At 61.8% G+C, this 23,495-nt stretch carries 20 protein-coding genes, 1 pseudogene and 1 riboswitch; of the genes and pseudogenes, 14 read left to right on the forward strand and 7 right to left on the reverse strand.

Going from position 1 to position 23,495, the window contains the following annotated elements:
• Positions 1–12 precede the first annotated feature (12 nt).
• Complete coding sequence (gene epd, locus HX866_RS31045) at positions 13–1,062, reverse strand: erythrose-4-phosphate dehydrogenase (RefSeq protein WP_177141066.1); 1,050 nt, start codon at positions 1,060–1,062, stop codon at positions 13–15.
• A 230-nt stretch (positions 1,063–1,292) separates the two neighbouring features.
• Entirely contained in the window at positions 1,293–3,290 is a 1,998-nt protein-coding gene (gene tkt / locus HX866_RS31050; RefSeq protein WP_177098326.1) for a transketolase, read from the reverse strand.
• Between the two features lie 272 nt (positions 3,291–3,562).
• On the opposite strand from tkt, the gene HX866_RS31055 reads away from it, so the two are divergent.
• From HX866_RS31055 to HX866_RS31075, 5 genes are all read left to right on the forward strand, one after another.
• Positions 3,563–4,579: an ArsR/SmtB family transcription factor gene (locus HX866_RS31055; RefSeq protein ID WP_177098325.1), complete on the forward strand. Its 1,017-nt coding sequence runs from the start codon at positions 3,563–3,565 to the stop codon at positions 4,577–4,579.
• The gene (gene metK / locus HX866_RS31060) at positions 4,576–5,766 is read left to right on the forward strand and encodes a methionine adenosyltransferase (RefSeq protein WP_177098324.1); all 1,191 of its coding nucleotides are present in this window, start codon (positions 4,576–4,578) and stop codon (positions 5,764–5,766) included. Before HX866_RS31055 ends, metK begins: the two co-directional genes overlap by 4 nt.
• 187 nt (positions 5,767–5,953) lie before the next feature.
• Positions 5,954–6,346: a DUF1090 family protein gene (locus HX866_RS31065; RefSeq protein WP_177098323.1), complete on the forward strand. Its 393-nt coding sequence runs from the start codon at positions 5,954–5,956 to the stop codon at positions 6,344–6,346.
• A gap of 97 nt (positions 6,347–6,443) precedes the next feature.
• Positions 6,444–8,114, forward strand: a complete 1,671-nt coding sequence (gene ligB, locus HX866_RS31070; RefSeq protein WP_177141067.1) for an NAD-dependent DNA ligase LigB — start codon at positions 6,444–6,446, stop codon at positions 8,112–8,114.
• A gap of 100 nt (positions 8,115–8,214) precedes the next feature.
• A complete protein-coding gene (locus tag HX866_RS31075; RefSeq protein WP_177098321.1) occupies positions 8,215–8,610 on the forward strand; it encodes a DUF1090 domain-containing protein in 396 nt (131 codons plus the stop codon).
• Between the two features lie 79 nt (positions 8,611–8,689).
• Here the strand turns inward: HX866_RS31075 and HX866_RS31080 are convergent, their stop codons facing one another.
• Positions 8,690–9,139, reverse strand: coding sequence for a c-type cytochrome (locus tag HX866_RS31080; protein WP_177126135.1), 450 nt, complete (start codon positions 9,137–9,139; stop codon positions 8,690–8,692).
• A gap of 145 nt (positions 9,140–9,284) precedes the next feature.
• Between HX866_RS31080 and mltA the strand changes: the two genes are divergently transcribed.
• On the forward strand, positions 9,285–10,436 hold the full coding sequence (mltA, locus tag HX866_RS31085) for a murein transglycosylase A (protein WP_177104982.1): 1,152 nt from the start codon (positions 9,285–9,287) through the stop codon (positions 10,434–10,436).
• Positions 10,437–10,480: 44 nt separating this feature from the next.
• Here the strand turns inward: mltA and HX866_RS31090 are convergent, their stop codons facing one another.
• A complete protein-coding gene (locus HX866_RS31090; protein WP_177098318.1) occupies positions 10,481–10,867 on the reverse strand; it encodes an MAPEG family protein in 387 nt (128 codons plus the stop codon).
• 229 nt (positions 10,868–11,096) lie between these two features.
• On the opposite strand from HX866_RS31090, the gene HX866_RS31095 reads away from it, so the two are divergent.
• Positions 11,097–12,266, forward strand: coding sequence for an MFS transporter (locus HX866_RS31095; protein WP_177098317.1), 1,170 nt, complete (start codon positions 11,097–11,099; stop codon positions 12,264–12,266).
• Between the two features lie 26 nt (positions 12,267–12,292).
• Here HX866_RS31095 and HX866_RS31100 read toward each other — a convergent pair whose 3' ends face one another.
• The gene (locus HX866_RS31100; protein ID WP_177098316.1) at positions 12,293–12,700 is read right to left on the reverse strand and encodes an acyl-CoA thioesterase; all 408 of its coding nucleotides are present in this window, start codon (positions 12,698–12,700) and stop codon (positions 12,293–12,295) included.
• Positions 12,701–12,898: 198 nt separating this feature from the next.
• A riboswitch (S-adenosyl-L-homocysteine riboswitch) is annotated at positions 12,899–13,005 on the forward strand.
• Between the two features lie 21 nt (positions 13,006–13,026).
• Between HX866_RS31100 and HX866_RS31105 the strand changes: the two genes are divergently transcribed.
• The 5 genes and pseudogenes from HX866_RS31105 to HX866_RS31125 all read left to right on the forward strand — a co-directional run bounded on the left by HX866_RS31105 (position 13,027) and on the right by HX866_RS31125 (position 19,635).
• Positions 13,027–14,436 (forward strand): adenosylhomocysteinase, encoded by a 1,410-nt coding sequence (locus HX866_RS31105; protein ID WP_121135269.1) that lies wholly within the window; start codon positions 13,027–13,029, stop codon positions 14,434–14,436.
• Between the two features lie 186 nt (positions 14,437–14,622).
• The gene (gene metF, locus HX866_RS31110) at positions 14,623–15,468 is read left to right on the forward strand and encodes a methylenetetrahydrofolate reductase [NAD(P)H] (protein ID WP_177098314.1); all 846 of its coding nucleotides are present in this window, start codon (positions 14,623–14,625) and stop codon (positions 15,466–15,468) included.
• Positions 15,469–15,530: 62 nt separating this feature from the next.
• Entirely contained in the window at positions 15,531–16,613 is a 1,083-nt protein-coding gene (locus HX866_RS31115) for a hypothetical protein (protein WP_177098313.1), read from the forward strand.
• A 58-nt stretch (positions 16,614–16,671) separates the two neighbouring features.
• A pseudogene (locus HX866_RS31120) lies at positions 16,672–17,468 on the forward strand (substrate-binding periplasmic protein); the annotation flags it as partial.
• A 286-nt stretch (positions 17,469–17,754) separates the two neighbouring features.
• Positions 17,755–19,635, forward strand: coding sequence for a DEAD/DEAH box helicase (locus tag HX866_RS31125; protein WP_177098311.1), 1,881 nt, complete (start codon positions 17,755–17,757; stop codon positions 19,633–19,635).
• A 166-nt stretch (positions 19,636–19,801) separates the two neighbouring features.
• Here HX866_RS31125 and HX866_RS31130 read toward each other — a convergent pair whose 3' ends face one another.
• Positions 19,802–20,398, reverse strand: coding sequence for a YceI family protein (locus HX866_RS31130; RefSeq protein ID WP_177098310.1), 597 nt, complete (start codon positions 20,396–20,398; stop codon positions 19,802–19,804).
• 31 nt (positions 20,399–20,429) lie between these two features.
• Positions 20,430–20,981 (reverse strand): cytochrome b, encoded by a 552-nt coding sequence (locus HX866_RS31135; protein WP_177098309.1) that lies wholly within the window; start codon positions 20,979–20,981, stop codon positions 20,430–20,432.
• A 284-nt stretch (positions 20,982–21,265) separates the two neighbouring features.
• On the opposite strand from HX866_RS31135, the gene HX866_RS31140 reads away from it, so the two are divergent.
• Positions 21,266–22,672, forward strand: coding sequence for an adenosylmethionine--8-amino-7-oxononanoate transaminase (locus tag HX866_RS31140; protein ID WP_177141068.1), 1,407 nt, complete (start codon positions 21,266–21,268; stop codon positions 22,670–22,672).
• Between the two features lie 92 nt (positions 22,673–22,764).
• Positions 22,765–23,484 (forward strand): 16S rRNA (uracil(1498)-N(3))-methyltransferase, encoded by a 720-nt coding sequence (locus tag HX866_RS31145; protein WP_177098307.1) that lies wholly within the window; start codon positions 22,765–22,767, stop codon positions 23,482–23,484.
• Positions 23,485–23,495: the final 11 nt, after the last annotated feature.

Consider the following 23,495-nt stretch of genomic DNA (forward strand, 5'->3'; position numbering starts at 1 on the left):
GCAATCTCTGGTTTACGGTTTTTGGTGGACAACGTGCAGGTAATGCTCTGCAACGTCGATCATTCGGTTGGCAAAACCCCATTCGTTGTCGAACCAGGCCAACACGTTCACCAGCCTTGGGCCGGAAACGCGGGTCTGACTCGCATCGACAATCGCCGAATGAGGGTCATGGTTGAAATCGCAGCTGGCGTGGGGCAGTTCGGTATAGGCCAGCAGGCCTTTGAGCGGGCCGCTGGTGGCGGCCTCGCGCAGGATCCGGTTGACCTCCACGGCATCGGTGTCGCTGACGGTCTGCATCGTGATGTCGAGGCAGGACACGTTCACCGTCGGCACCCGTACGGCTTTGGCCTGGATTCGCCCGGCAAGTTCCGGCAGCAGCCGTTCGATGCCCCGCGCCAGGCCCGTGGACACCGGGATCACCGACTGGAACGCCGAGCGCGTACGGCGCAGGTCTTCGGCGTGGTAGGCGTCGATCACCGGCTGGTCGTTCATCGCCGAGTGGATGGTGGTGATGGACACGTATTCCAGGCCGATGGCCTGGTCCAGCAGGCGCAACAGCGGCACGCCACAGTTGGTGGTGCAGGAGGCGTTGGAGACCAGGCGTTCGTCGCCGCTCAGGCAGTCCTGGTTGACACCGTAGACGATGGTCGCGTCGACGTCGGTCTCGCTGGCCATTGGCTGGGAGAACAGCACCCGGGGGACGCCGGCGGCGAGGAAGCGTTCGCCGTCTTCGCGGGTGTGGTAGGCGCCAGAGCACTCCAGCACCAGGTCCACGTCCAGCGCGGCCCAGTCGATTTCTTCGGGGGTGGCGTTGCGCAAGACTTTCACGCAGCGGCCATTGATATTCAGACAATCGTCCTCGACCCGCACTTCGCCAGGAAAGCGGCCGTGGGTGGAGTCGAAACGTGTCAGGTATTCGAGGCTGGCCATATCGGCCAGATCGTTGAGGGCAACGATTTCAAAACCGGCCCGATCCCCTCGCTCGAACAGCGCACGCAGGACACAACGACCGATACGGCCATAGCCGTTGAGTGCAACTCTGTAGGGACGCGGTTGGGGCATGGGGTTCTCGTTTGGGTTCTTGTGTCGTCTGGGAGACCTATCGCGAGCAAGCTCGCTCCTACAGGGGGCCGGGTTGTCCGCAAGATTTGCGAACGACCCGAACACCGTTCCGGGCCGTGCGCAAAATCTACGCACGACCCGAATCGTCCGGGTCATACATAAAATCTGCGAACGACCTAGACACTGTAGGAGCGAGCTTGCTCGCGATCCGAACGCAGGGCGTTCGGCGCTTAGTCTTCCAGCAGCTCTTCAGCCTGACCCAGGATGTTCTCCAGGGTGAAGCCGAACTCTTCGAACAAGGCTGGCGCCGGCGCCGACTCACCGTAGGTGGTCATGCCGATCACGCGGCCTTCCAGGCCCACGTACTTGTACCAGTAGTCCGCGTGAGCGGCTTCGATGGCGATACGCGCGCCGACCTGCAGGGGCAATACCGCCTGGCGGTAGCTCGCGTCCTGAGCATCGAAAATGCTGGTGCACGGCATCGACACCACGCGAACCTTGCGGCCCTGCTCGGTCAACTTGTCGAACGCCTGCACCGCCAGGCCCACTTCCGAACCGGTCGCGATCAGGATCAGCTCAGGCTCGCCGGCGCAATCCTTCAGCACATAACCACCACGGCTGATGTTGTCGATCTGCTCGGCATCACGGCTCTGGTGCTGCAGGTTCTGCCGGGAGAAGATCAGCGCCGAAGGGCCGTCCTTGCGCTCGATGGCGTTTTTCCAGGCCACGGCGGATTCCACCGCGTCGGATGGGCGCCAGGTATTGAGGTTCGGCGTGCAACGCAGGCTCGCCAGTTGCTCGATCGGCTGGTGAGTCGGGCCGTCTTCGCCCAGACCGATGGAGTCGTGGGTGTAGACATGGATCACGCGGGTCTTCATCAGCGCCGACATGCGCACCGCGTTGCGGGCGTATTCCATGAACATCAGGAAGGTCGCGCCGTAAGGCACCAGGCCGCCGTGCAGGGACACGCCGTTCATGATCGCGGTCATGCCGAATTCGCGCACGCCGTAGTACATGTAGTTGCCGCTGGCATCTTCAGCGCTGACACCTTTGCAACCTTTCCACAGGGTCAGGTTGGAACCGGCCAGGTCAGCCGAACCACCGAGGAACTCAGGCAGCAATGGGCCGAAGGCGTTCAGGGCATTCTGGCTGGCTTTACGGCTGGCGATGGTTTCGCCCTTGGCCGCGACTTCAGCGATGTAGGCCGAGGCCTTTTCGGAGAAGTCAGCCGGCAGCTCGCCGCTCAGGCGACGGACCAGTTCATTGGCTTCGGTCGGGAAGGCCGCAGAGTACGCAGCGAAACGCTGATCCCACTCGGCTTCGGCAGCGCGACCGGCTTCCTTGGCATCCCACTCGGCATAGATGTCGGCCGGGATTTCGAACGGGCCGTGGTTCCACTTCAGCGCCGCACGGGTCAGGGCGATTTCCGCGTCACCCAGGGGGGCGCCGTGGCAGTCTTCCTTGCCTTGCTTGTTCGGCGAACCGAAGCCGATGGTGGTCTTGCAGCAGATCAGGGTCGGACGCTCGCTTTTGCGCGCGGTCTCGATCGCGGTCTTGATCTCTTCCGGATCGTGACCGTCGACGTTGCGGATCACTTGCCAGTTGTAGGCTTCGAAACGCTTCGGCGTGTCGTCGGTGAACCAGCCTTCGACTTCGCCGTCGATGGAGATGCCGTTGTCGTCGTAGAAGGCGATCAGCTTGCCCAGGTCCAGGGTACCGGCCAGGGAAGCGACTTCGTGGGAAATGCCTTCCATCATGCAGCCATCACCGAGGAACACATAGGTGTGGTGGTCGACGATGTTGTGGCCAGGACGGTTGAACTGCGCGCCCAGGACTTTTTCCGCCAGGGCGAAACCCACGGCATTGGCCAAGCCTTGGCCGAGCGGGCCGGTGGTGGTTTCCACGCCCGGGGTGTAGCCGTATTCCGGGTGACCCGGGGTGCGGCTGTGCAGTTGACGGAAGTTTTTCAGGTCGTCGATCGACAGGTCGTAGCCGGTCAGGTGCAACAACGAGTAGATCAGCATCGAGCCGTGGCCGTTGGACAGCACGAAGCGGTCACGGTCGGCGAACGACGGATTGCTCGGGTTGTGCTTCAGGTAGTCACGCCACAGTACTTCGGCAATATCCGCCATACCCATGGGGGCACCGGGATGGCCGCTGTTGGCTTTTTGCACGGCATCCATGCTGAGGGCACGAATGGCGTTGGCACGCTCACGACGGCTGGGCATCGCTGATCTCCTGAAGATGTTGAATTGAGAATGAATAAAACGAAACGGAAAAAAGGCGAGCATTTTCCCTCAGGGACCGCCAGGGGGCAATGACAGATAGTCACTGCGGGGCGTTTTTCCTGCGGATAGTTGCGCATTCCTCGGATGAATCCTTTCCGCTGCCAACTTGTAGGGCACCGCGAAGGCCTGAAAGTGCCACCCATCATCCAATATCAAAACTTTTTGATATTGGTCTTGCTAGGCGACCGGGGGGTCACTAGACTGCTGGCCTTATGAATTTACTCGTGCCCGCGATTCGTCATGACGCCAGCGAAGACCTGTCCGCCCTGTGCAAGGCCGGCGGCGATCCGTTGCGCCTGAACGTCCTGCGGGCCCTGGCCAACGATTCGTTCGGCGTATTGGAGCTGGCGCAGATCTTCGGCATCGGCCAATCGGGCATGAGTCACCATCTGAAGGTGCTGGCACAGGCCGACCTGGTGGCCACCCGCCGCGAAGGCAATGCGATCTTCTACCGCCGCGCCCTGCCCCACACCGAGCGCCTGGGCGGCAAGTTGCACGCGGCGCTGCTTGAAGAAGTCGACGAGCTCGACCTGCCGGGCGACGTTCAAGCCCGCATCGGCGTGGTACACGGCCAGCGCGCCGCCGCCAGCCAGGACTTTTTCTCACGGGTGGCGGAGAAATTCCGCGCCCAGCAAGACTTGATCGCCGGCCTGCCGCAGTACCGCGAAAGCGTCCTGACGCTGCTCGACAAGCTGAGCTTCGGCCCCCAGGCCACCGCTCTGGAAGTCGGCCCCGGCGACGGCGCTTTCCTGCCGGAACTGGCACGGCGTTTCCTCCAGGTCACCGCGCTGGACAACAGCCCGGCCATGCTCGAACTGGCTCGCGAGGTGTGTGAGCGTGAGGCACTGACTAATGTCAGTCTGCAACTGGCCGATGCACTGCAAGACGCCAAGTTACAAGCCGACTGCGTGGTGCTGAACATGGTCTTGCACCATTTCGCCGCGCCCGCCGAGGCCCTCAAACAGATGGCCGGCCTGCTGCAACCTGGCGGTAGTTTGCTAGTAACAGAATTGTGTAGCCACAACCAGAGCTGGGCCAGGGAGGCCTGCGGTGATCTCTGGTTGGGGTTCGAACAGGACGATCTGGCCCGTTGGGCCATCGCTGCGGGGCTCGTGCCCGAGGACAGCCTCTATGTAGGCTTACGTAATGGTTTCCAGATTCAGGTTCGCCATTTTCAGCGACCGGCTGGCACCCTCACCATCGGTAACTCAGGAAAACCATCGATATGAGCGAATATTCCGTTTTCACCTCCGAGTCCGTGTCCGAAGGGCATCCGGACAAAATCGCCGACCAGATCTCCGATGCGGTGCTGGACGCCATCATTGCTGAAGACAAGTTCGCCCGTGTCGCGTGCGAAACCCTGGTGAAAACCGGTGTGGCGATCATCGCGGGTGAAGTGACCACTTCGGCCTGGGTCGACCTCGAAGACATCGTTCGTAACGTGATCCTCGACATTGGCTACAACAGCTCCGACGTCGGCTTCGATGGCGCCACCTGCGGCGTGATGAACATCATCGGCAAACAGTCCGTGGACATCGCCCAGGGCGTTGACCGCAGCAAGCCGGAAGACCAGGGTGCCGGCGACCAGGGCCTGATGTTCGGCTACGCCAGCAACGAAACCGACGAGCTGATGCCCGCCCCGATCGCCTTCTCCCACCAGTTGGTGAAGCGCCAGGCCGAAGCCCGTAAATCCGGCCTGTTGCCTTGGTTGCGCCCGGACGCCAAGTCGCAAGTGACTTGCCGTTACGAAGGCGGCAAGGTTGTGGCGATCGACGCCATCGTGCTGTCGACCCAGCACAACCCTGAAGTGTCCTACAAGGACCTGCGCGAAGGCGTGATGGAGCTGATCGTCAAGCATGCGCTGCCGGCCCATCTGCTGACCAAGGACACCCAGTTCCACATCAACCCGACGGGCAACTTCATCATCGGTGGCCCAGTGGGCGACTGCGGCCTGACCGGTCGCAAGATCATCGTCGACAGCTACGGCGGCATGGCCCGTCACGGCGGTGGCGCATTCTCCGGCAAGGATCCATCCAAGGTTGACCGTTCCGCCGCCTACGCCGGTCGTTATGTAGCCAAGAACATCGTCGCCGCCGGCCTGGCCGACCGTTGCGAAATCCAGGTTTCCTACGCCATCGGCGTCGCTCAGCCGACCTCGATCTCGTTGAACACCTTCGGCACCGGCAAGATCGGCGATGACAAGATCATCAAGCTGGTTCGCGAGATCTTCGACCTGCGCCCATACGCCATCACCACCATGCTCGACCTGCTGCACCCGATGTACCAGGAAACCGCGGCCTACGGCCACTTCGGTCGCACCCCGGAACTGAAGACCGTCGGCGACGACACCTTCACCACCTTCACCTGGGAAAAGACCGACCGTGTAGATGCTCTGCGAGCCGCTGCCGGCCTGTAATGCAGCCTGCGTCACAAAAGCCCCCCACGGCCAGCCCTGGGGGGCTTTTTCATGCCTGTGCAACCTTGCACGCCAGGGCATGTCTGCCTAAAATCCCGCCCCCTCTCGAACCCTTTCCCACTTGGATATTGTACGGCGCCTGTTCGAGACTCCCTTTAGCGCCGTCAATCGAACATTGAGGTTTGCCATGCGTCTCTCCACTCTCGCCCCTGCCGCCATCCTGCTCGGCCTGTTTTCCCTGTCCGCCCAAGCGGCCGATCTGAGCACCCTGGCCGGTGGCCTGACCTCGCAACTGGGCGGCACTGCCGCAGCACCCGCGACAGCCACCACCGCAGGTTCCGGCCCTTGCAACAAACAGATCCAGGACCTGCAAGCCAAGATCGATGCCGCCAAAGCCAAGGGCGACGACCTGAAGGTCAGCGGCCTGCAAATGGCCATGGACCAGGCGTCCAAGGGCTGCACCAAGCTCAACGGCCAGGCGGCCGCGGCGCCACAGCCGGTAGCAGCCCCTGCTGCCCAGGATGCCAAGGCCCAGGCCATGGATACGGGCATGAAGGCATTGGGCGGCCTGCTCAAGTAAGCCGACACACCCGGTAAAACAGCCCCGCCCCGTGCGGGGCTTTTTTATACCCGTCGTGATCTAGGCTTGAATTTTAGCCCGAGCAAGGATGCTCACGATGCGCTTCTTCAGTGGTTTTCTGTTGTTCATCTTTTACTTCGCGGCCCATGCCGACCCGTGCCCAAACTGGCAGGCGGAACGCGCCCGGCGAGAAGTCGACGCCCTGCAGGAGCAGTTGCTCGAATGGAACCGCAGCTACCATCGCCAAGGCCTCTCGCCGGTGGCCGACGAACTCTACGACCAATCCCGACAACGACTTGAACAGTGGCGCGGCTGTTTCCGGCTGCCGTTGGCCAAGCCGGATACCCCGGCGGGCGCGGGCGGCGCCGTCCGTCATCCGACCGCCCACACCGGCCTCGACAAACTGCCGGACGCCGAAGCCGTCCGTGGCTGGATAAAAGGCCGCGAAGGCCTGTGGATTCAACCCAAGGTCGATGGTGTGGCCGTGACCCTGGTGTATCGCCAGGGCCGACTGCATCAGGCCATCAGCCGCGGCGATGGATTGAGCGGACAGGACTGGACCGCCTCGGCACACAAGATCCCGGCGATCCCCGAGACCTTGCCGGTGGCCCGAGACCTGGTACTGCAAGGCGAGTTGTATTGGCGTTTGCCCAATCACGTGCAGGCCCATCAAGGCAGCCTGAATGCCCGTGGCACAGTGGCCGGATTGATGGCCCGACACCAGCTCGGCAGTACAGAGGCGGCAGGCATCGGCCTGTTTGTCTGGGACTGGCCAGAGGGCCCGGCGACCCAGGAGGAGCGTCTGGACGGCTTGCAGGTATTGGGTTTCCCGGACAGCAAGGCCTACAGCCGGCCCATCGTCGATTTCACCGAAGCGCAGCACTGGCGCAATCACTGGTACCGCCAGCCGTTGCCGTTCGCCAGCGATGGCGTCGTTCTGCGCCAGAGCCGGCGCACCGCCGCCTCCGCCTGGCAGGCCCAGCCACCCTACTGGAGCGTGGCCTGGAAATACCCCCACGCCCAGGCCTTGGCCCACGTGCGCAAGGTCAGCTTCAACGTCGGACGAACCGGGCGGATTACCCCGATGCTGGAGCTGACGGCGATGCGACTCGATGACCGCCAGATCAAGCGGGTCAGCCTCGGCTCGCTGCCACGCTGGCAAGCCCTGGACATCCGCCCCGGCGACCAGGTGGCGATCAGCCTCGCCGGCCTGACCATCCCGCGCCTGGACAGCGTGGTCTGGCGCAGCCGCGAACGTGAGCCGCTGTCCATTCCCGATCCTTCGCACTACCACCCCCTGAGTTGCTGGCAATATGGCCCAGGCTGCGAAAGCCAGTTTCTCGCCCGCCTGCGCTGGCTGAGCGGCAAGCAGGGGCTGGATCTGCCGCACCTGGGCGGCGGCACCTGGGAAAAACTGCTGGCGAGCGGCCACGTCACACGGCTGCTCGATTGGTTGACCCTGGAGGGGGAAGAGCTTGCTACCATTGACGGCTTCGGCCCGCGCAGCCAGGCGCGATGGCAGGAGACGCTGCAACTGGCGCGGCAACGGCCTTTCGAACGCTGGCTCAAAGCACTGGGACTGCCTCCCAGCGCGGCGGCACCACTGGACCCGCCCTGGCCGCTATTGGCAGACCGTACGGTCGAGGCATGGCAGGCCATACCCGGTGTCGGCGCAGAACGGGCCCTGCAACTGAGCGCGTTTTTCCGCGACCCGGAAGTGCAGGCCCTGGCCGAATCATTACGTAATACCGGTATCGCGGGATTTTAAAGAGACTATCCCTGTCTACTTCAGATTATTCATACAGACAGCACGGCCATCTATTTTCAGAGTGACTGTTTTTCAATCAGTATTTCAGTTCGGAGTGTGTATGCGATTTTTTCCACCGCTGGCGATTTTCACCTTGTGCAGCGCCCTGGCGGGCCCTTTGCTGGCCGCCGACGAACCTGCCGAACTGACCGGTTGCGCGGCCAAGCGCCAGGCCATCAGCAGCCAACTCGAGATCGCCAAGGCCCAGGGCAACAGCGAACAACAGGCCGGCCTGGAGAAGGCGCTGGACGAAGTGAACACCCATTGCACCGATGCATCGCTGAAAAGAGAGCGGGAAAACAAGGTGCTCGACGCCAAGCACGAAGTCAGCCGCCGTCAGGCCGATCTCGACAAGGCGATGAAAAAGGGCGATCCGGACAAGATCAACAAACGTAAGGAAAAGCTCGCCGAGTCGCGCAAGGATTTGCAGAGCGCGCTGGACGAGCTGGACAAGTAGGCCATTGAAATTGAAAACACCGCACAACCTGTAGGAACTGGCTTGCCAGCGCCTACATCAGGCTGCGCCGCTTTTGCTCTCAATGATCGCGAAATTCCTTATGACAGGCATCGCAAGCATCCTCGACCTTCTCGACCAGCGGCCTCAGGGTACTGACCTTGTAGGGCTGGACCTGACTGGCGACCCGCAGCTCACCGGTCGCCCCTTCCAGCGAGCGCGCCAGCTCCTGGAAATGCGCCTGCTTCTGCCAGACCGCATCCCGAGCGCTGGTATGCTCCGTTTCCTTGACCTGAGGGAAGTGCTTCCACGGTTCATGGGACAGGCTGTCGAGCTGGTTCGCGCCCGCGACGAAACGCGGCCCGTCAAAAGGAATCCGACCTCGCAGCATGCCGCCCAGGTCTTCACTGGTCTTGAGCATCTGCTTGAAAATGGCCTTGCGCTGGCCCAACGGAGAGTTCGGGTCGACGCCGCCGCAAGCACTGAGGGTCAGGCAGGCCAGCAATACAACTGAAAGTCTTTTAAGAGTCATGATGGCTTCAGGTCACGGGAAACGGCGGCCAGTATCCTCGTCTGCTCGTCAAAGACCAAGGGCTTGAACTTTTTTAACCACACTAAACCAGTGGATTTGCTGAACAAAATCTGAACAGGCAATCACCCAAGGAATTCACCGCTGTATGAACACCTCTTTCAAACGACTGGCCGCAAGCCTCTGCGTACTCGCCCTGCTCGCCGGCTGCAACCGCAAGGAACCCCCTGCGCTCCAGGTTCCGGTCCCGGTGACCACCTACCTCAAGGCTGACTGGCAAGCGCTGCCGACGGTATCCGACGCCGACCTGCAAGCGGGTTTCAGTTCGTGGCGCAGCGCCTGTGCCCGGCTCAAGGCCGACGCCAACTGGGGCCCGACCTGCCTCGCGGCCGCCAATGTGGCCAATACCCCGGCGGCCATTCGCGACTTTCTCCAGAAGAACCTCGAGGTCTACGGCCTGCGCTCGGCGCAGAACAGTGCCGACGGCCTGATCACCGGTTACTACGAGCCCGTCTACCCCGGCAGCCTGACCCAGACCAGCAAGGCCACGGTGCCGGTGTATGGCGTACCGGACGACCTGATCGTCGTGCAACTCGACAGCCTCTACCCCGAACTCAAGGGCAAGCGCCTGCGCGGGCGATTGGAAGGCCGCGTGGTGAAACCCTATGACGATGCGGCGCTGATCGCCACCCAGGGCGTCAAGGCCCCGGTGCTGGCCTGGCTGACCGACCCGATGGACCTGCAATTCCTGCAGATCCAGGGTTCGGGCCGGATTCGCCTGGACAACGGCCAGCAGTTGCGGATCGGTTACGCCGACCAGAACGGCTACCCCTATCGCGCCATCGGCCGCTGGTTGGTGGAACAGGGCGAACTGAAGAAGGAAGACGTCACCATGGGCGCCATCAGTGCCTGGGCCAAGGCACATCCAACGCGTATCCCGCAATTGCTTGGCAGCAACCCCAGCTATGTGTTCTTCGCCCGCAACCCGGACAGCAACGAAGGGCCGCGCGGCTCGCTGAATGTGCCACTGACCGCCGGTTATAGCGTGGCGGTGGATCGCAAGGTGATTCCGTTGGGCAGTTTGCTGTGGTTGTCGACGACCAAGCCGGATGGCAGCGCCCTGATACGCCCGGTGGCCGCCCAGGATACTGGCGGCGCGATTGCCGGCGAGGTCCGTGCCGACCTGTTCTGGGGCACTGGCGATGCGGCGGGGCAACTGGCCGGAGACATGAAACAGAAAGGCAATATCTGGATGTTGTGGCCCAAGGGCCTGGCATTGCCCCAGGCGCCGGCCTTGTAGGAGCCGGCTTGCTGGCGAAGGGAGCAGCGCAGTCTGACTGAATATCACACCGACACGAAAAAGAAACTCGCGACCAAGGCCATCCCGACAAACCAGACCAGCGAGCGCAGCATCGCCCAGTCCGCCAGGTAGCAGATGATGTAGAGCAGGCGACTGGTGATAAACAGCACCGCCAGCACATTGATGGTCACCAGTGACGCCGTGCCGGCGAGATGGGCGATGATCACCGCCGCCGCAAAGGCCGGGGTCACCTCAAAGCTGTTCAACTGCGCCGAATGGGCCCGCTTGGCGAAGCCTTCGAGACCGGCGAGAAAGGCCCGCGGATCATGGTTCTGGCGCGGGCCGAACTTGCCGCCGCTGAATTTGGCGATGGAAGTACACAGGTAAGGCAGGAAAATCGCGATCAATACACACCAGAAAGCAACGGTCATAACAAGGTCCTTGAAGAGTGCCCTACGGCGTCGCCCACAACACTAGCGCATAACCGCACACTCCACAGAAACCGATTCGCCAACTTCCCACGGCTGTTTATACTGACCGCACCACGCCGCACTTCATGCGCATAGACCTATTCCAATAATTTCCGCTTCTGCTCGATCGCTCGCGATCGGGCCAGTGGCATGCGTACACCCGACCCCGCTGCCCCGAGAGATCAATCGCATGCCACTCGCCTTGCTTGCCCTCGCCGTTGCCGCCTTTGGCATCGGCACCACCGAGTTCGTCATCATGGGCCTGCTGCCCGATGTCGCCCGTGACCTCGGTGTCAGTATTCCCAACGCCGGCCTGCTGATCACCGGCTACGCCCTGGGCGTGGTCTTCGGCGCGCCGATCCTGGCCATCGGCACCGCGAACATGCCGCGCAAGGCCACGCTGCTGGGCATGACCCTGATGTTCATCCTCGGCAATATGCTCTGCGCGCTGGCGCCGAACTACGCCACCCTGATGGCGGCGCGGGTGGTCACGGCGTTGTGCCATGGGGCGTTCTTCGGCATCGGTTCGGTGGTGGCCGCCGGCCTGGTCGCCCCCAACAAGCGGGCCCAGGCGATTGCAATGATGTTCACCGGCCTGACCCTGGCCAATGTGCTCGGCGTACCGCTGGGCACCGCCCTCGGGCAATACGCCGGCTGGCGCTCGACCTTCTGGGCGGTGTCGGTGATCGGTGTGATCGCGGCCATCGCGCAGTGGGCCTGGCTGCCGAAACATATCGCCATGGACAAGGCCAACCTCGCCAGCGAGTTCCGTGTCCTGGGCAAGACCAATGTGCTGATGGCCCTGGGCATGAGTGTGCTGGCCTCCACCAGCCTGTTCAGCGTCTTCACTTATATCGCGCCGATCCTGCAGGACGTCACCGGCGTCAGCCCTCACGGCGTCACGCTCATGCTGCTGTTGTTCGGCGTCGGCCTGACGGCGGGCAGCATGCTCGGCGGCCGCCTGGCCGACAGCCGGTTGCTGCCTTCGCTGGTGGGCATGGCCCTGGCCGTGGTGATCGTGCTGGCGGCGTTCAGCCAGACCAGCCGCTCGGTGATTCCGGCGGCGATCACGCTGGTGCTGTGGGGGATTTTTGCCTTTGCCCTGTGCCCGATCCTGCAACTGTTGATCATCGACCAGGCCCATGAGGCGCCGAACCTGGGCTCGACCCTGAACCAGAGCGCCTTCAACCTGGGCAACGCCACCGGCGCCTGGATCGGCGGGCTGGTGGTGGGCAGCGGGATCGACCTGGCGGACCTGCCATGGACCGGAGCCTTGAGCGGCTGCGTCACGTTGCTGGCGGCGCTGTTCTTTATTTTCCTGCAGCGCCGCCATCAGGCGTTGGCCAATACTTCGGCCTAAACGTCAGGGTCTTTCACGGCAGGTCGTCACTCCTCGGCCTCCGTGTCTTCCTTGAACTGGTCCTTCACGTAACGGATCTCGGTGCGCCCGTGGGGTGCTGGCAGGCCATCCTCGCCGAGGTTGACGAAGACCATCTTCTCCACGGTCAGGATGCTTTTGCGGGTGATCTTGTTGCGCACTTCGCAGGTCAGGGTGATGGAGGTCCGGCCAAACTCGGTGGCCGTGATGCCCAACTCGATGATGTCGCCCTGGCGCGAGGCGCTGACGAAGTTGATCTCGGAGATGTACTTGGTCACCACGCGCTGGTTGCCCAGCTGGACGATGGCATAGATCGCCGCTTCCTCGTCGATCCAGCGCAGCAGGCTGCCGCCGAACAACGTGCCATTGGGGTTGAGGTCTTCGGGTTTGACCCATTTGCGGGTGTGGAAATTCATGCTCACTCCTGACCGTCTTGCCGATTGATGCCGATCATCATGGCAGAGCCGACGGCCAAGCTCCATTGAGGGTCGACTATGGTTGCTATCGACAATCTTCATGTTGCCGACAGAAACCCTTGGGAAGTCCGTTTTGTGCAGCTATAATCTCAACCGTTTCAAAACGGTCATCTTCTCTTGATACCGTTTTCCCGCCACCTGTCCGAGGGGCGCTGCAGCAGGTTCGACCTGTCAGGCTCGGATGGGGCGTTGTTCGCTCAGGGTTCCCTGCACGAACACTAAACGCACAACGGCGCCCATTCGCATACTACGAATGGAGGCTCTTCATGAGCGCTGTCAACACGCCTGCAGATTTCAACGACTACAAAGTCGCCGACATGTCCCTGGCTGCCTGGGGCCGTCGCGAAACCATCATCGCCGAATCGGAAATGCCGGCCCTGATGGGTCTGCGCCGCAAGTACGCCGGTGAGCTGCCGCTCAAGGGCGCCAAGATCATCGGCTGCATCCACATGACCATCCAGACTGCCGTGCTGATCGAAACCCTGGTTGTCCTGGGTGCCGAAGTGCGCTGGTCGTCCTGCAACATTTTCTCGACTCAGGATCAGGCCGCTGCCGCCATCGCCGCCGCCGGCATCCCGGTTTTCGCCTGGAAAGGTGAAACCGAGCAAGAGTACGAGTGGTGCATCGAGCAGACCATCCTGAAAGACGGTCAGCCTTGGGACGCCAACATGATCCTCGACGACGGCGGCGACCTGACCGAGATCATCCACAAGAAATACCCGGCCATGCTGGAAAAAATCCACGGCGTGACCGAAGAAACCACCACCGGTGTGCACCGTCTGCTGGACATGCTGGCCAAGGGCGAGCTGAAAATCCCGGCCATCAACGTCAACGACTCGGTGACCAAGAGCAAGAACGACAACAAGTACGGCTGCCGTCACAGCCTGAACGATGCCATCAAGCGCGGTACCGACCACCTGCTGTCCGGTAAGCAAGCACTGGTCATCGGCTACGGTGACGTGGGCAAGGGCTCGGCCCAGTCCCTGCGTCAGGAAGGCATGATCGTCAAAGTTTCCGAAGTCGACCCGATCTGCGCCATGCAAGCCTGCATGGACGGTTTCGAAGTGGTTTCGCCGTTCATCAACGGCCAGAACGACGGCACTGCCGCCAGCATCGACGCTGCCCTGCTGGGCAAGATCGACCTGATCGTGACCACCACCGGTAACGTGAATGTCTGCGACTCGAACATGCTCAAGGCCCTGAAGAAGCGCGCCGTGGTCTGCAACATCGGTCACTTCGACAACGAAATCGACACCGCTTTCATGCGCAAGAACTGGGCGTGGGAAGAAGTGAAGCCACAGGTGCACAAGATCCACCGCACCGGTCATGGTGATTTCGATCCACAGAACGATGACTACCTGATCCTGCTGGCCGAAGGCCGCCTGGTGAACCTGGGCAACGCCACCGGTCACCCAAGCCGCATCATGGATGGCTCGTTCGCCAACCAGGTACTGGCGCAGATCTTCCTGTTCGGCCAGAAGTACGCCGACCTGTCCGTCGCTCAGAAAGCCGAGCGCCTGACCGTGGAAGTGCTGCCGAAGAAACTCGACGAAGAAGTGGCCCTGGAAATGGTTCGCGGCTTCGGCGGCGTGGTCACCCAACTGACCAAGACCCAGGCCGACTACATCGGCGTGGCCGTCGAAGGTCCGTTCAAGCCGCACGCTTATCGTTACTAAAAGCAGCGGCAAGCCTTGAGCTTCAAGCGGCGAGTGAAGAGCGGTTTCTCACTTGAAGCTTGAGGCCTGAGGTCGATATCCTTAATCGTTATCAGCTGCGAAGAGCAGCAAGCTTCAAGCACGGGAAACAGGCTCTGCGCCGTTCTCCAGCTTGCGGCTTGCCGCTCGTAGCTAGAGGCTGCCTTTATGTCCCAAGATCGTCGCTACAGCTTCGAGTTCTTTCCGACCAAGACCGATGCTGGGCAGGAAAAACTGCTCGCCACTGCCCGTCAGCTGGCCAGCTACAACCCCGACTTTTTCTCCTGCACCTACGGTGCCGGTGGCTCGACCCGCGACCGCACGATCAACACCGTGCTGCAGCTCGAGAGCGAAGTAAAGATTCCCGCCGCACCGCACCTGTCCTGCGTCGGCGACAGCAAAGCCGACCTGCGCGGCCTGTTGCAGCAATACAAGGACGCCGGCATCCAGCGCATCGTTGCCCTGCGCGGTGACCTGCCTTCCGGCATGGGCATGGCCAGTGGCGAATTGCTGCACGCCAATGACCTGGTGAGCTTCATTCGTGAAGAAACCGGCAGCCACTTCCATATCGAAGTCGCCGCCTACCCGGAAATGCACCCGCAAGCACGCAGCTTTGAAGACGATCTGCAGAATTTCGTGCGCAAGGCCAACGCCGGCGCCGACAGTGCGATCACCCAGTATTTCTTCAACGCCGACAGCTACTTCTATTTCGTCGAGCGCGTACGGGCGATGGGTGTGAATATCCCGATCGTGCCGGGCATCATGCCGATCACCAACTACAGCAAACTGGCACGTTTCTCCGACGCCTGCGGCGCAGAAATCCCACGCTGGATCCGCAAGCAACTGGAAGCCTACGGTGATGACACCAAGAGCATCCAGGCCTTCGGCGAGCAAGTGATCAGCCAGATGTGCGACCGCCTGCTGGAAGGTGGTGCTCCAGGGCTGCACTTCTACACCCTGAACCAGGCGGAACCGAGCCTGGCGATCTGGAACAACCTGAAGCTGCCCCGCTAAAAGCTGCAAGCCCCTGGAAATCCGGGGGCTGTACTCCCTCTCCGAGAATAAGATCGTTGCCAATGACTACGACGCCCTCCAACCGCCCACAGCTTGTCTACCTGGTCTTCGGCAAAGAGACTTATCATCAGGAGGCGGTGTTCAGCATTGCCAGTGCACTGGCTCGCCTGCGCGAGACACCCGACGCGGAACTCGACATCCAGGTCTTCAGCGACAATCCCGAGCCTTATCGACTATTGCCGGTGCGCGTCCGCACGCTGGACGAAGCCACTCGCAAAAGCTGGAGTGGCCCCTATGGATATCATTTCCGAATCAAGCACATGGCAATGCTCAGAGTCCTCGAAGAAACCGAGCAAGCGATACTGATCGACACTGACACCTTCTTCCATTGCTCCCCCATGGAGCTGTTCAAGCGCGTAACGCCGGGCACTCTGCTGTGCAACGAGTTCTACTGCGCCTACGGCACCGACAAGAAGATGACGCTGTACACAGCGCTTTCAGCCCGCCTCAACGAACAGGGCCTGGCCGACGATCAGATGATGACCCTCAACTCCGGGGTGATCGGCCTGAACCGGCAAGACATTGGCATCATGGAGCGATCCATACAGTTGATGGATGAACTTTTTCCTTTCGCTCAGGGTGCCTACACGCTGGAAGAGTTCTGCCTCTCGTTGGCCGCCTATCGCACCTGCAACATCAGTGAGTGCCCGGACCTGATCCACCATTATTGGGGCCGCAAGATGCTGTTCCGCGCCAAGATCAAGGCCTGGCTGTGCAAGCACGGCGCCGCCCCCCTCAGCCGCGAAGCACTCGACGACGCTTGCCGGGTCAATGGTCGCCTGCCACGCCCGCCCCGCGGGCAACGCATGCGCAACAAGTTCATGACCCTGACGTTGCCAAAACAGCAACGCCAGTTCTTCCGCGAACTGCTCTATGGCTGCTACGAGCACGCCAACGAGTTCGATCAGGCATGTGGCACGGCCTGGTGGGAGAGAGCCCGGGAGAGTCTGGAGAAACGCCTCAAGCAACCGCTAACCAATGAGCAATTGACCCGATGGTTCGACAGTGTGACCGTGCGCCTGTTACTGGGCAAACGTCGGGAGAGCATCCGTCACCACCTGCTCAAGGTCCGCCCCCCCGTGTAAAACCGAAACAAGCGCTCCAGAGCTTCTATTCGTAGCTCTGGCGTCGTACTCTCCAGTCATGCCCGTCATTACCCAGCTTCTGACAGCCGTGTTTTTTGCTTGCCTGAGCTTCGCCGCTCAAGGTGAGAAGCTGCGTATTGTCACCGAACCCTGGGCACCCTACGTCTACGAGGAAAACGGCCAGGCCAAAGGGCTAGACTACGAAACCACGGCCATTGTCTTCCAGCGCCTGGGAGTCGAGGTGGAGTGGCAGTTCCTGCCCTGGAAACGCTGCCTGATGCTGCTGGAACAAGGTCAGGCGGATGGCGCCCTGGATATCTTCCATAACCACGAGCGCGACAGCAGCCTGCTCTACCCCAGCGAACCGTTATCGGATGTCGAGTTCGTGTTCTTCTACGCCAAGGCCCACCCTCACCCCTTCAACACCCTCGACGATCTCAAGGGCCTGACCATCGGCACCTCGCCCGGCTATCTGTACGGTTCGGTGTTCAAGGGCACAGCGCAACTCAAGCGCGAAGACGGGCCCAGCCACGAAGCCAACTTCGGCAAACTGGCCCTGGGCCGCATCGATCTGCTGATCACCGATCGCCGGGTCGGCCAGCGCCTCCTGAAACAGCTTCGGTTGCAAGGGCAGATCGACCAGTATCCGACGGTGATTGCCCGAGAAAGCCAATACCTGGCAATCCGCCGCAACGCCGGGATGGACCTGCTGTTGCAGCGTTTCGGCGCCGAACTGCGGCGCTTCAAACGTGAACCGGCCTATGCCGAACTGGTTGCCCGTTATGCCGGCAAGGCCAGCAAAGCCCCCTGAGAACAAAAGCGCAAACCGTTGAGCAGCAGGAAAGCGGCGCACAGCCTCAGCTCTGTTATACTCCGGCCTTCCCGCCAGGCTCACGCCCGGACGCTCGACCTTGCACCAGGTATTCCGACACTGCGACCAGCGCCGCCCAACGGCCCGCGCGAGCAGTGCGTAGAGCCTCAAGGCCCAGCAGGACCGGACGGGATGCGCCCCAGGGGTCTGTAAGAAAACTCGCCAGGCCTGCTCAACAGGCGGGCCGCTTTCCTCTTACCAGAACCTGAAACGCCATTCGCGCCAGGCAAGATTCCCATCGGGCCAAGCCCTTACTGAACAGGATTACTCATGTCCTTTGCTTCCCTCGGTCTCTCCGAGGCTTTGGTCGCTGCCATCGAGGCAGCCGGCTATACCGAGCCTACTCCGGTGCAACAGCGGGCTATTCCCGCCGTGTTGCAAGGTCGCGACCTGATGGTCGCGGCACAGACAGGTACGGGTAAAACCGGGGGCTTCGCCCTTCCGATTCTGGAACGGTTGTTTCCCAACGGTCACCCGGACAAATCCCAGCGTCACGGCCCACGCCAACCGCGCGTGCTGGTCCTGACCCCGACCCGTGAACTGGCTGCCCAGGTTCACGAGAGCTTCAAGGTCTACGCTCGCGACCTGAAATTCGTCAGCGCCTGCATCTTCGGCGGCGTCGGCATGAACCCACAGGTTCAGGCCATGTCCCGTGGTGTCGACGTACTCGTCGCCTGCCCGGGCCGTTTGCTCGACCTGTGTGGCCAAGGCAGCGTCGACCTGTCCCACGTGGAAATCCTCGTGCTGGACGAAGCCGACCGCATGCTCGACATGGGCTTTGTCCATGACGTGAAGAAGGTCCTCGCGCGCCTGCCGGCCAAACGGCAGAACCTGCTGTTCTCGGCGACGTTCTCCAAGGACATCACCGACCTCGCCGGCAAGCTGCTGCACAACCCGGAACGCATCGAAGTCACGCCGCCGAACACCACGGTCGAGCGTATCGAACAGCGCGTGTTCCGCCTGGCCGCCAGCCACAAGCGCTCGCTGCTGGCGCACCTGATCACCGCCGGCGCCTGGGAACAGGTGCTGGTCTTCACCCGGACCAAGCACGGCGCCAACCGCCTGGCCGAGTACCTGGACAAGCACGGCCTGAGCGCTGTCGCCATCCACGGTAACAAGAGCCAGAACGCCCGCACCAAAGCCCTGGCCGATTTCAAGGCCGGTGAAGTGCGTATCCTGGTGGCCACCGATATCGCCGCTCGCGGTCTGGATATCGACCAGCTGCCACACGTGGTCAACTTCGAGCTGCCGAACGTCGACGAAGACTACGTGCACCGTATCGGCCGTACTGGCCGTGCCGGTCGTTCGGGCGAGGCCATTTCCCTGGTCGCACCGGACGAAGAGAAGCTGCTGAAAAGCATCGAGCGCATGACCAAGCAGAAAATCGCCGATGGCGACCTGATGGGTTTTGATGCGAGCGCCGTGGAAGCCGAGAAACCGGAAGTGCGCGAGCGTCCGGACGTGCGCAACCCACGTAACCCTCCACGCGGTCCGAAGGGCGATGGCCCGAACGGCGGCGGCGGTGGTGGCGGTCGTCGGGACAAAGGCAAAGACAAGGGCGGCAAGGAAAAAGCGCCTACCAACGGTCGCGGCGAGCGTCCGGCCCGTGAGCAGAAGCCTCGTGAAGGCACTCCAGCCCGCGAACAGCGTCAGCCAAGCCAGCCGCCGCGCGCGGCCGCTGATCGTGCTCCAGACGAGTTCCTGGATGACGATGTGGATAACTTCGGTAACCGCGTTGACTACGTGCCTCAGGCCAAGCCGGCCCAGGGTCGTGGTCGTCGTCCGGGGGCTCCGGCTCAAGGCGGCGCTGCGGGTGCAGGCGCTCCGCGTACCGGTCAGCCGCAAGGTCGTCAGAATGGTCCGCGCAGCAGCAACGGCGCGACGACCGGGACGCCTCCGGCCAAGCGCAGCGGCCCGCGCAATGGCGCTCCACGTGATGGGCAAGCCCGTCGTGAAGAGTCGCGCAACCGTCGTCCGGCTCGTGATGATCAGCCACGGGAAGAGCCAGCGGTGCAGAACCCGCGCGGCCCGGGACCGAAGATCATTCATAAAGAGTCGAAGACCGATCGCTTCCCGACACCAGAGCAACTGGATCAGTTGCCAGGCCGTCCACGCGGTGAGAAACCGGCGTTGTTGACTCGCAATCGCTGAGTTTGTAGCGCAATGAAAACGCCCCCGGTTCGTGAGAGCCGGGGGCGTTTTTTATGGGGGATCACAAGGACACCCATGGACTGTAGGAGCCGGCTTGCTGGCGATGCGGCAGTGAGCCTTGCATCGCCCAATCGACCGCCATCGCCGGCAAGCCGGCTCCTACAGGTTATTTCGCTTTCACACCTTCAAAGGTGACGTACAGTTCTACCGCATCAGACGCTGGACCCAGATCCATCATCTTGCCGAAGTCCGAACGCTTGATGTGCGCTACGCCTTCGAAACCGGCACGGTAGCCGCCCCATGGATCCTTGCCTTCGCCCAGGAAAGTCGCCTTGACCACGATCGACTTGGTCACGCCGTGCATCGTCAGGTCGCCAGTCACGTCGGCAGTGTCCTTGCCATCGGCATTCTTGCCGGTGGATTTGACGCTGGTGGAAACGAACTTGGCATCGGCAAACTTGGCAACGTCCAGGAAGTCTTTGCTGGAGATGTGCTTGTCACGCTCGGCATGGTTGGTGAACACGCTGGCGGTACGCACGTTGACTTCGATCTTGCTGTCTTCAGGCTTGGCCGCGTCAAAGCTGAACTTGCCGTCCAGGTCCTTGAAGGTACCGGTGATGTAGCTGTAGCCCAGGTGGCTGATCTTGAAGTCAACGAAAGCGTGCTGGCCTTCCTTGTCGATCACGTAATCCGCCGCCATCGCCTGACCGGCAACAAACAGTGCAGAACCAATTGCCAGAGCGGCGAGAGTCTTTTTCAACATACTTCTATTCCTTTTGAGTCGAGGTTGAACATCAGGCTTTGCGACCCAGCATGCGGGTCAGCGTCGCATCACGGTCGATAAAGTGGTGTTTCAGAGCAGCCAGACCATGGAGACCGGCAAAGATCACCACCGTCCAGGCCAGGTACAAGTGCACCGTACCGGCCACATCCGCCTGATCGGGGATGCTGGAAATCCAGGCCGGGACTTCAAACAGGTTGAACACCGGGATCCCGACACCTTCGGCGGTGGAAATCAGGTAACCGGCAAACATCAACGCAAACAGGCTGAGATAGAGAAACGCGTGACCGAGCTTGGCCGCCAGGCGGGTCAGCCGCCCATGGTTGGCCGGTGCCGGTGGTGGTGGGCTGATGAAACGCCAGATCAACCGTAGCACCATGAACGCGAACAGGGTCAGGCCAATACTTTTATGCAGATCCGGAGCCGCCTTGCGCCACTCGCTGTAGTAGTCGAGCCCGACCATCCACAAGCCCAGCGCAAAAAGACCAAACACCACCAGGGCAACGCCCCAATGCAGGAACATGCTGACAGCACCGTAGCGAGAGGATGAGTTGCGTAGCTGCATTGCCGTAATCCTGTAAGTGTTGCGCCCAAGACTAATGATTTACCTATCGAATTAAAGCGGAAAATTTCGCTTTGAAATATCGAGAAATACGATTATGAGTCTGAGACGAGCGGGTTAAGAAAATATTAAGGTCGATCCTGGGGCAAACACCCGGGCACCGGGGTTTATTCGGTCCGCGTCGGGCTCTGCCAATGCGCCCATGGGTTGTCCTGCGGTCGCGCATTGCATAGGCTTGCGCGATTGTGTGTCCGCCTGCGTCGCGGACTGCCTGCCGGAGAGTGGAAATGAGCCTGAACAACCAGTGGATGCAACGCGATCTCGCGGTGGTGTGGCATCCCTGCACCCAGATGAAAGATCACGAGCAATTGCCGATGATCCCCATCAAGCGCGGCGAAGGCGTCTGGCTGGAAGACTTCGACGGCAAGCGCTACCTCGACGCGGTCAGTTCCTGGTGGGTCAATGTGTTCGGCCACTGCAACCCGCGCATCAGCCAACGCATCAAGGACCAGGTCGACCAGCTCGAACACGTGATCCTCGCCGGTTTCAGCCATCAGCCGGTCATCGAGTTGTCCGAACGCCTGGTGAAGATGACGCCCGAGGGCCTGACCCGCTGCTTCTATGCCGACAATGGTTCGTCCTGCATCGAAGTCGCGCTGAAGATGAGCTTTCATTACTGGCTCAACCGCGGCCTGCCGGACAAGAAGCGTTATGTCACCCTGACCAACAGCTATCACGGCGAGACCGTGGCGGCGATGTCGGTGGGCGATGTGCCGTTGTTCACCGAGACCTACAAGGCGTTGCTGCTGGACACCATCAAGGTGCCCAGCCCGGATTGCTACCTGCGTCCGGAGGGCATGAGCTGGGAAGAGCACTCGCGCAACATGTTCCTGGTCATGGAGCAGACCCTGGCGGAAAACCACGCCAGCGTTGCCGCGGTAATCGTCGAGCCGCTGATCCAGGGCGCCGGCGGCATGCGCATGTACCACCCGATCTACCTCAAGCTGTTGCGCGAGGCCTGCGACCGCTATGGCGTGCACCTGATCCACGATGAAATCGCCGTGGGCTTCGGCCGGACCGGGACCATGTTCGCCTGCGAACAGGCCGGTATCCGTCCGGACTTCCTGTGCTTGTCCAAGGCCCTGACCGGCGGCTATCTACCGCTGGCGGCGTGCCTGACCACCGAGGACGTCTACAGCGCCTTCTACGACGACTATCCGACCCTGCGGGCGTTCCTGCATTCCCACAGCTACACCGGCAATCCACTGGCCTGTGCCGCAGCCCTGGCGACCCTGGATATCTTCGAGCAGGACAACGTCATCGAGCACAACAAGGCCCTGGCCCAACGCATGGCCAGTGCCACCGCGCACCTGGTGGACCATCCGCACGTGGCCGAAGTGCGCCAGACCGGCATGGCCCTGGCGATCGAGATGGTCCAGGACAAGGCGAGCAAGACCGCCTATCCGTGGCAGGAACGCCGTGGTTTGAAGGTCTTCCAGCACGCCATGGAGCGCGGCGCCTTGCTGCGGCCGCTGGGCAACGTGGTGTATTTCCTGCCGCCGTACGTGATCACCCCGGAGCAGATCGATTTCCTGGCCGAGGTGGCGAGCGAAGGGATTGATATCGCTACCCGCAGCGCTATCAGCGTGGCGGTGCCGGCCAATTTCCATCCGGATTTTCGTGATCCGGGCTAGAGGACAGGGAAGATGTGTGGCGAGCGGGCTTTCCCGCTCGCCATAGGTCCATCGTCAACCGCCTCGAATACGACTTTCAACAGAGACTTCAAATGCGACTCTCACGCTTCTTTATCGACGCCCCCCTGAGCCTCGGCGAACACGAACTGCCCGAGGCCCAGGCCCACTACATCGGCCGCGTACTGCGCATGGCCGAAGGTGACGCCCTGCAAGTGTTCGACGGTTCGGGCACGGAGTTTCTCGGCAGCTTGCTGGAGGTCGGCAAGAAACGCGTACGCGTGCAGCTCAACGAAAGCTTCGCCGGGCAAACCGAATCACCGCTGCATATCCACCTCGGCCAGGGCCTGTCCCGGGGCGAGCGGATGGACTGGGCGATCCAGAAAGCCACCGAATTGGGCGTGAGTGAAATCACCCCCATCGTCAGCGAGCGTTGCGAAGTCCGCCTCAAGGATGAACGCGCCGACAAACGCCTGGCCCACTGGCGGCAGATCGCGATCAGCGCCTGCGAACAGTGCGGTCGCTCCACGCTGCCGGTGATTCATCCGCCGCTATTGCTGGCCGAGTGGGTGAAACAGGTCGAGGCCGACCTCAAGCTGGTGCTGCACCCGGTGGCCGAACCGCTGACCAGTCACCCCAAGCCGGGGACGCTGGCGTTCCTGATCGGGCCGGAGGGTGGGTTGTCGGACAGCGAAGTGGCACAGGCCGCACAAGCCGGTTATCTGCCTGCACGCCTGGGGCCACGGGTGCTGCGTACCGAAACCGCGCCGGTGGTGGCGCTGGCGGTGGCGCAGCAGTTGTGGGGCGATTTCTGATACACACGCCC

This window comes from Pseudomonas gingeri, assembly GCF_013386165.1.
GTDB lineage: Bacteria > Pseudomonadota > Gammaproteobacteria > Pseudomonadales > Pseudomonadaceae > Aquipseudomonas > Aquipseudomonas gingeri_C.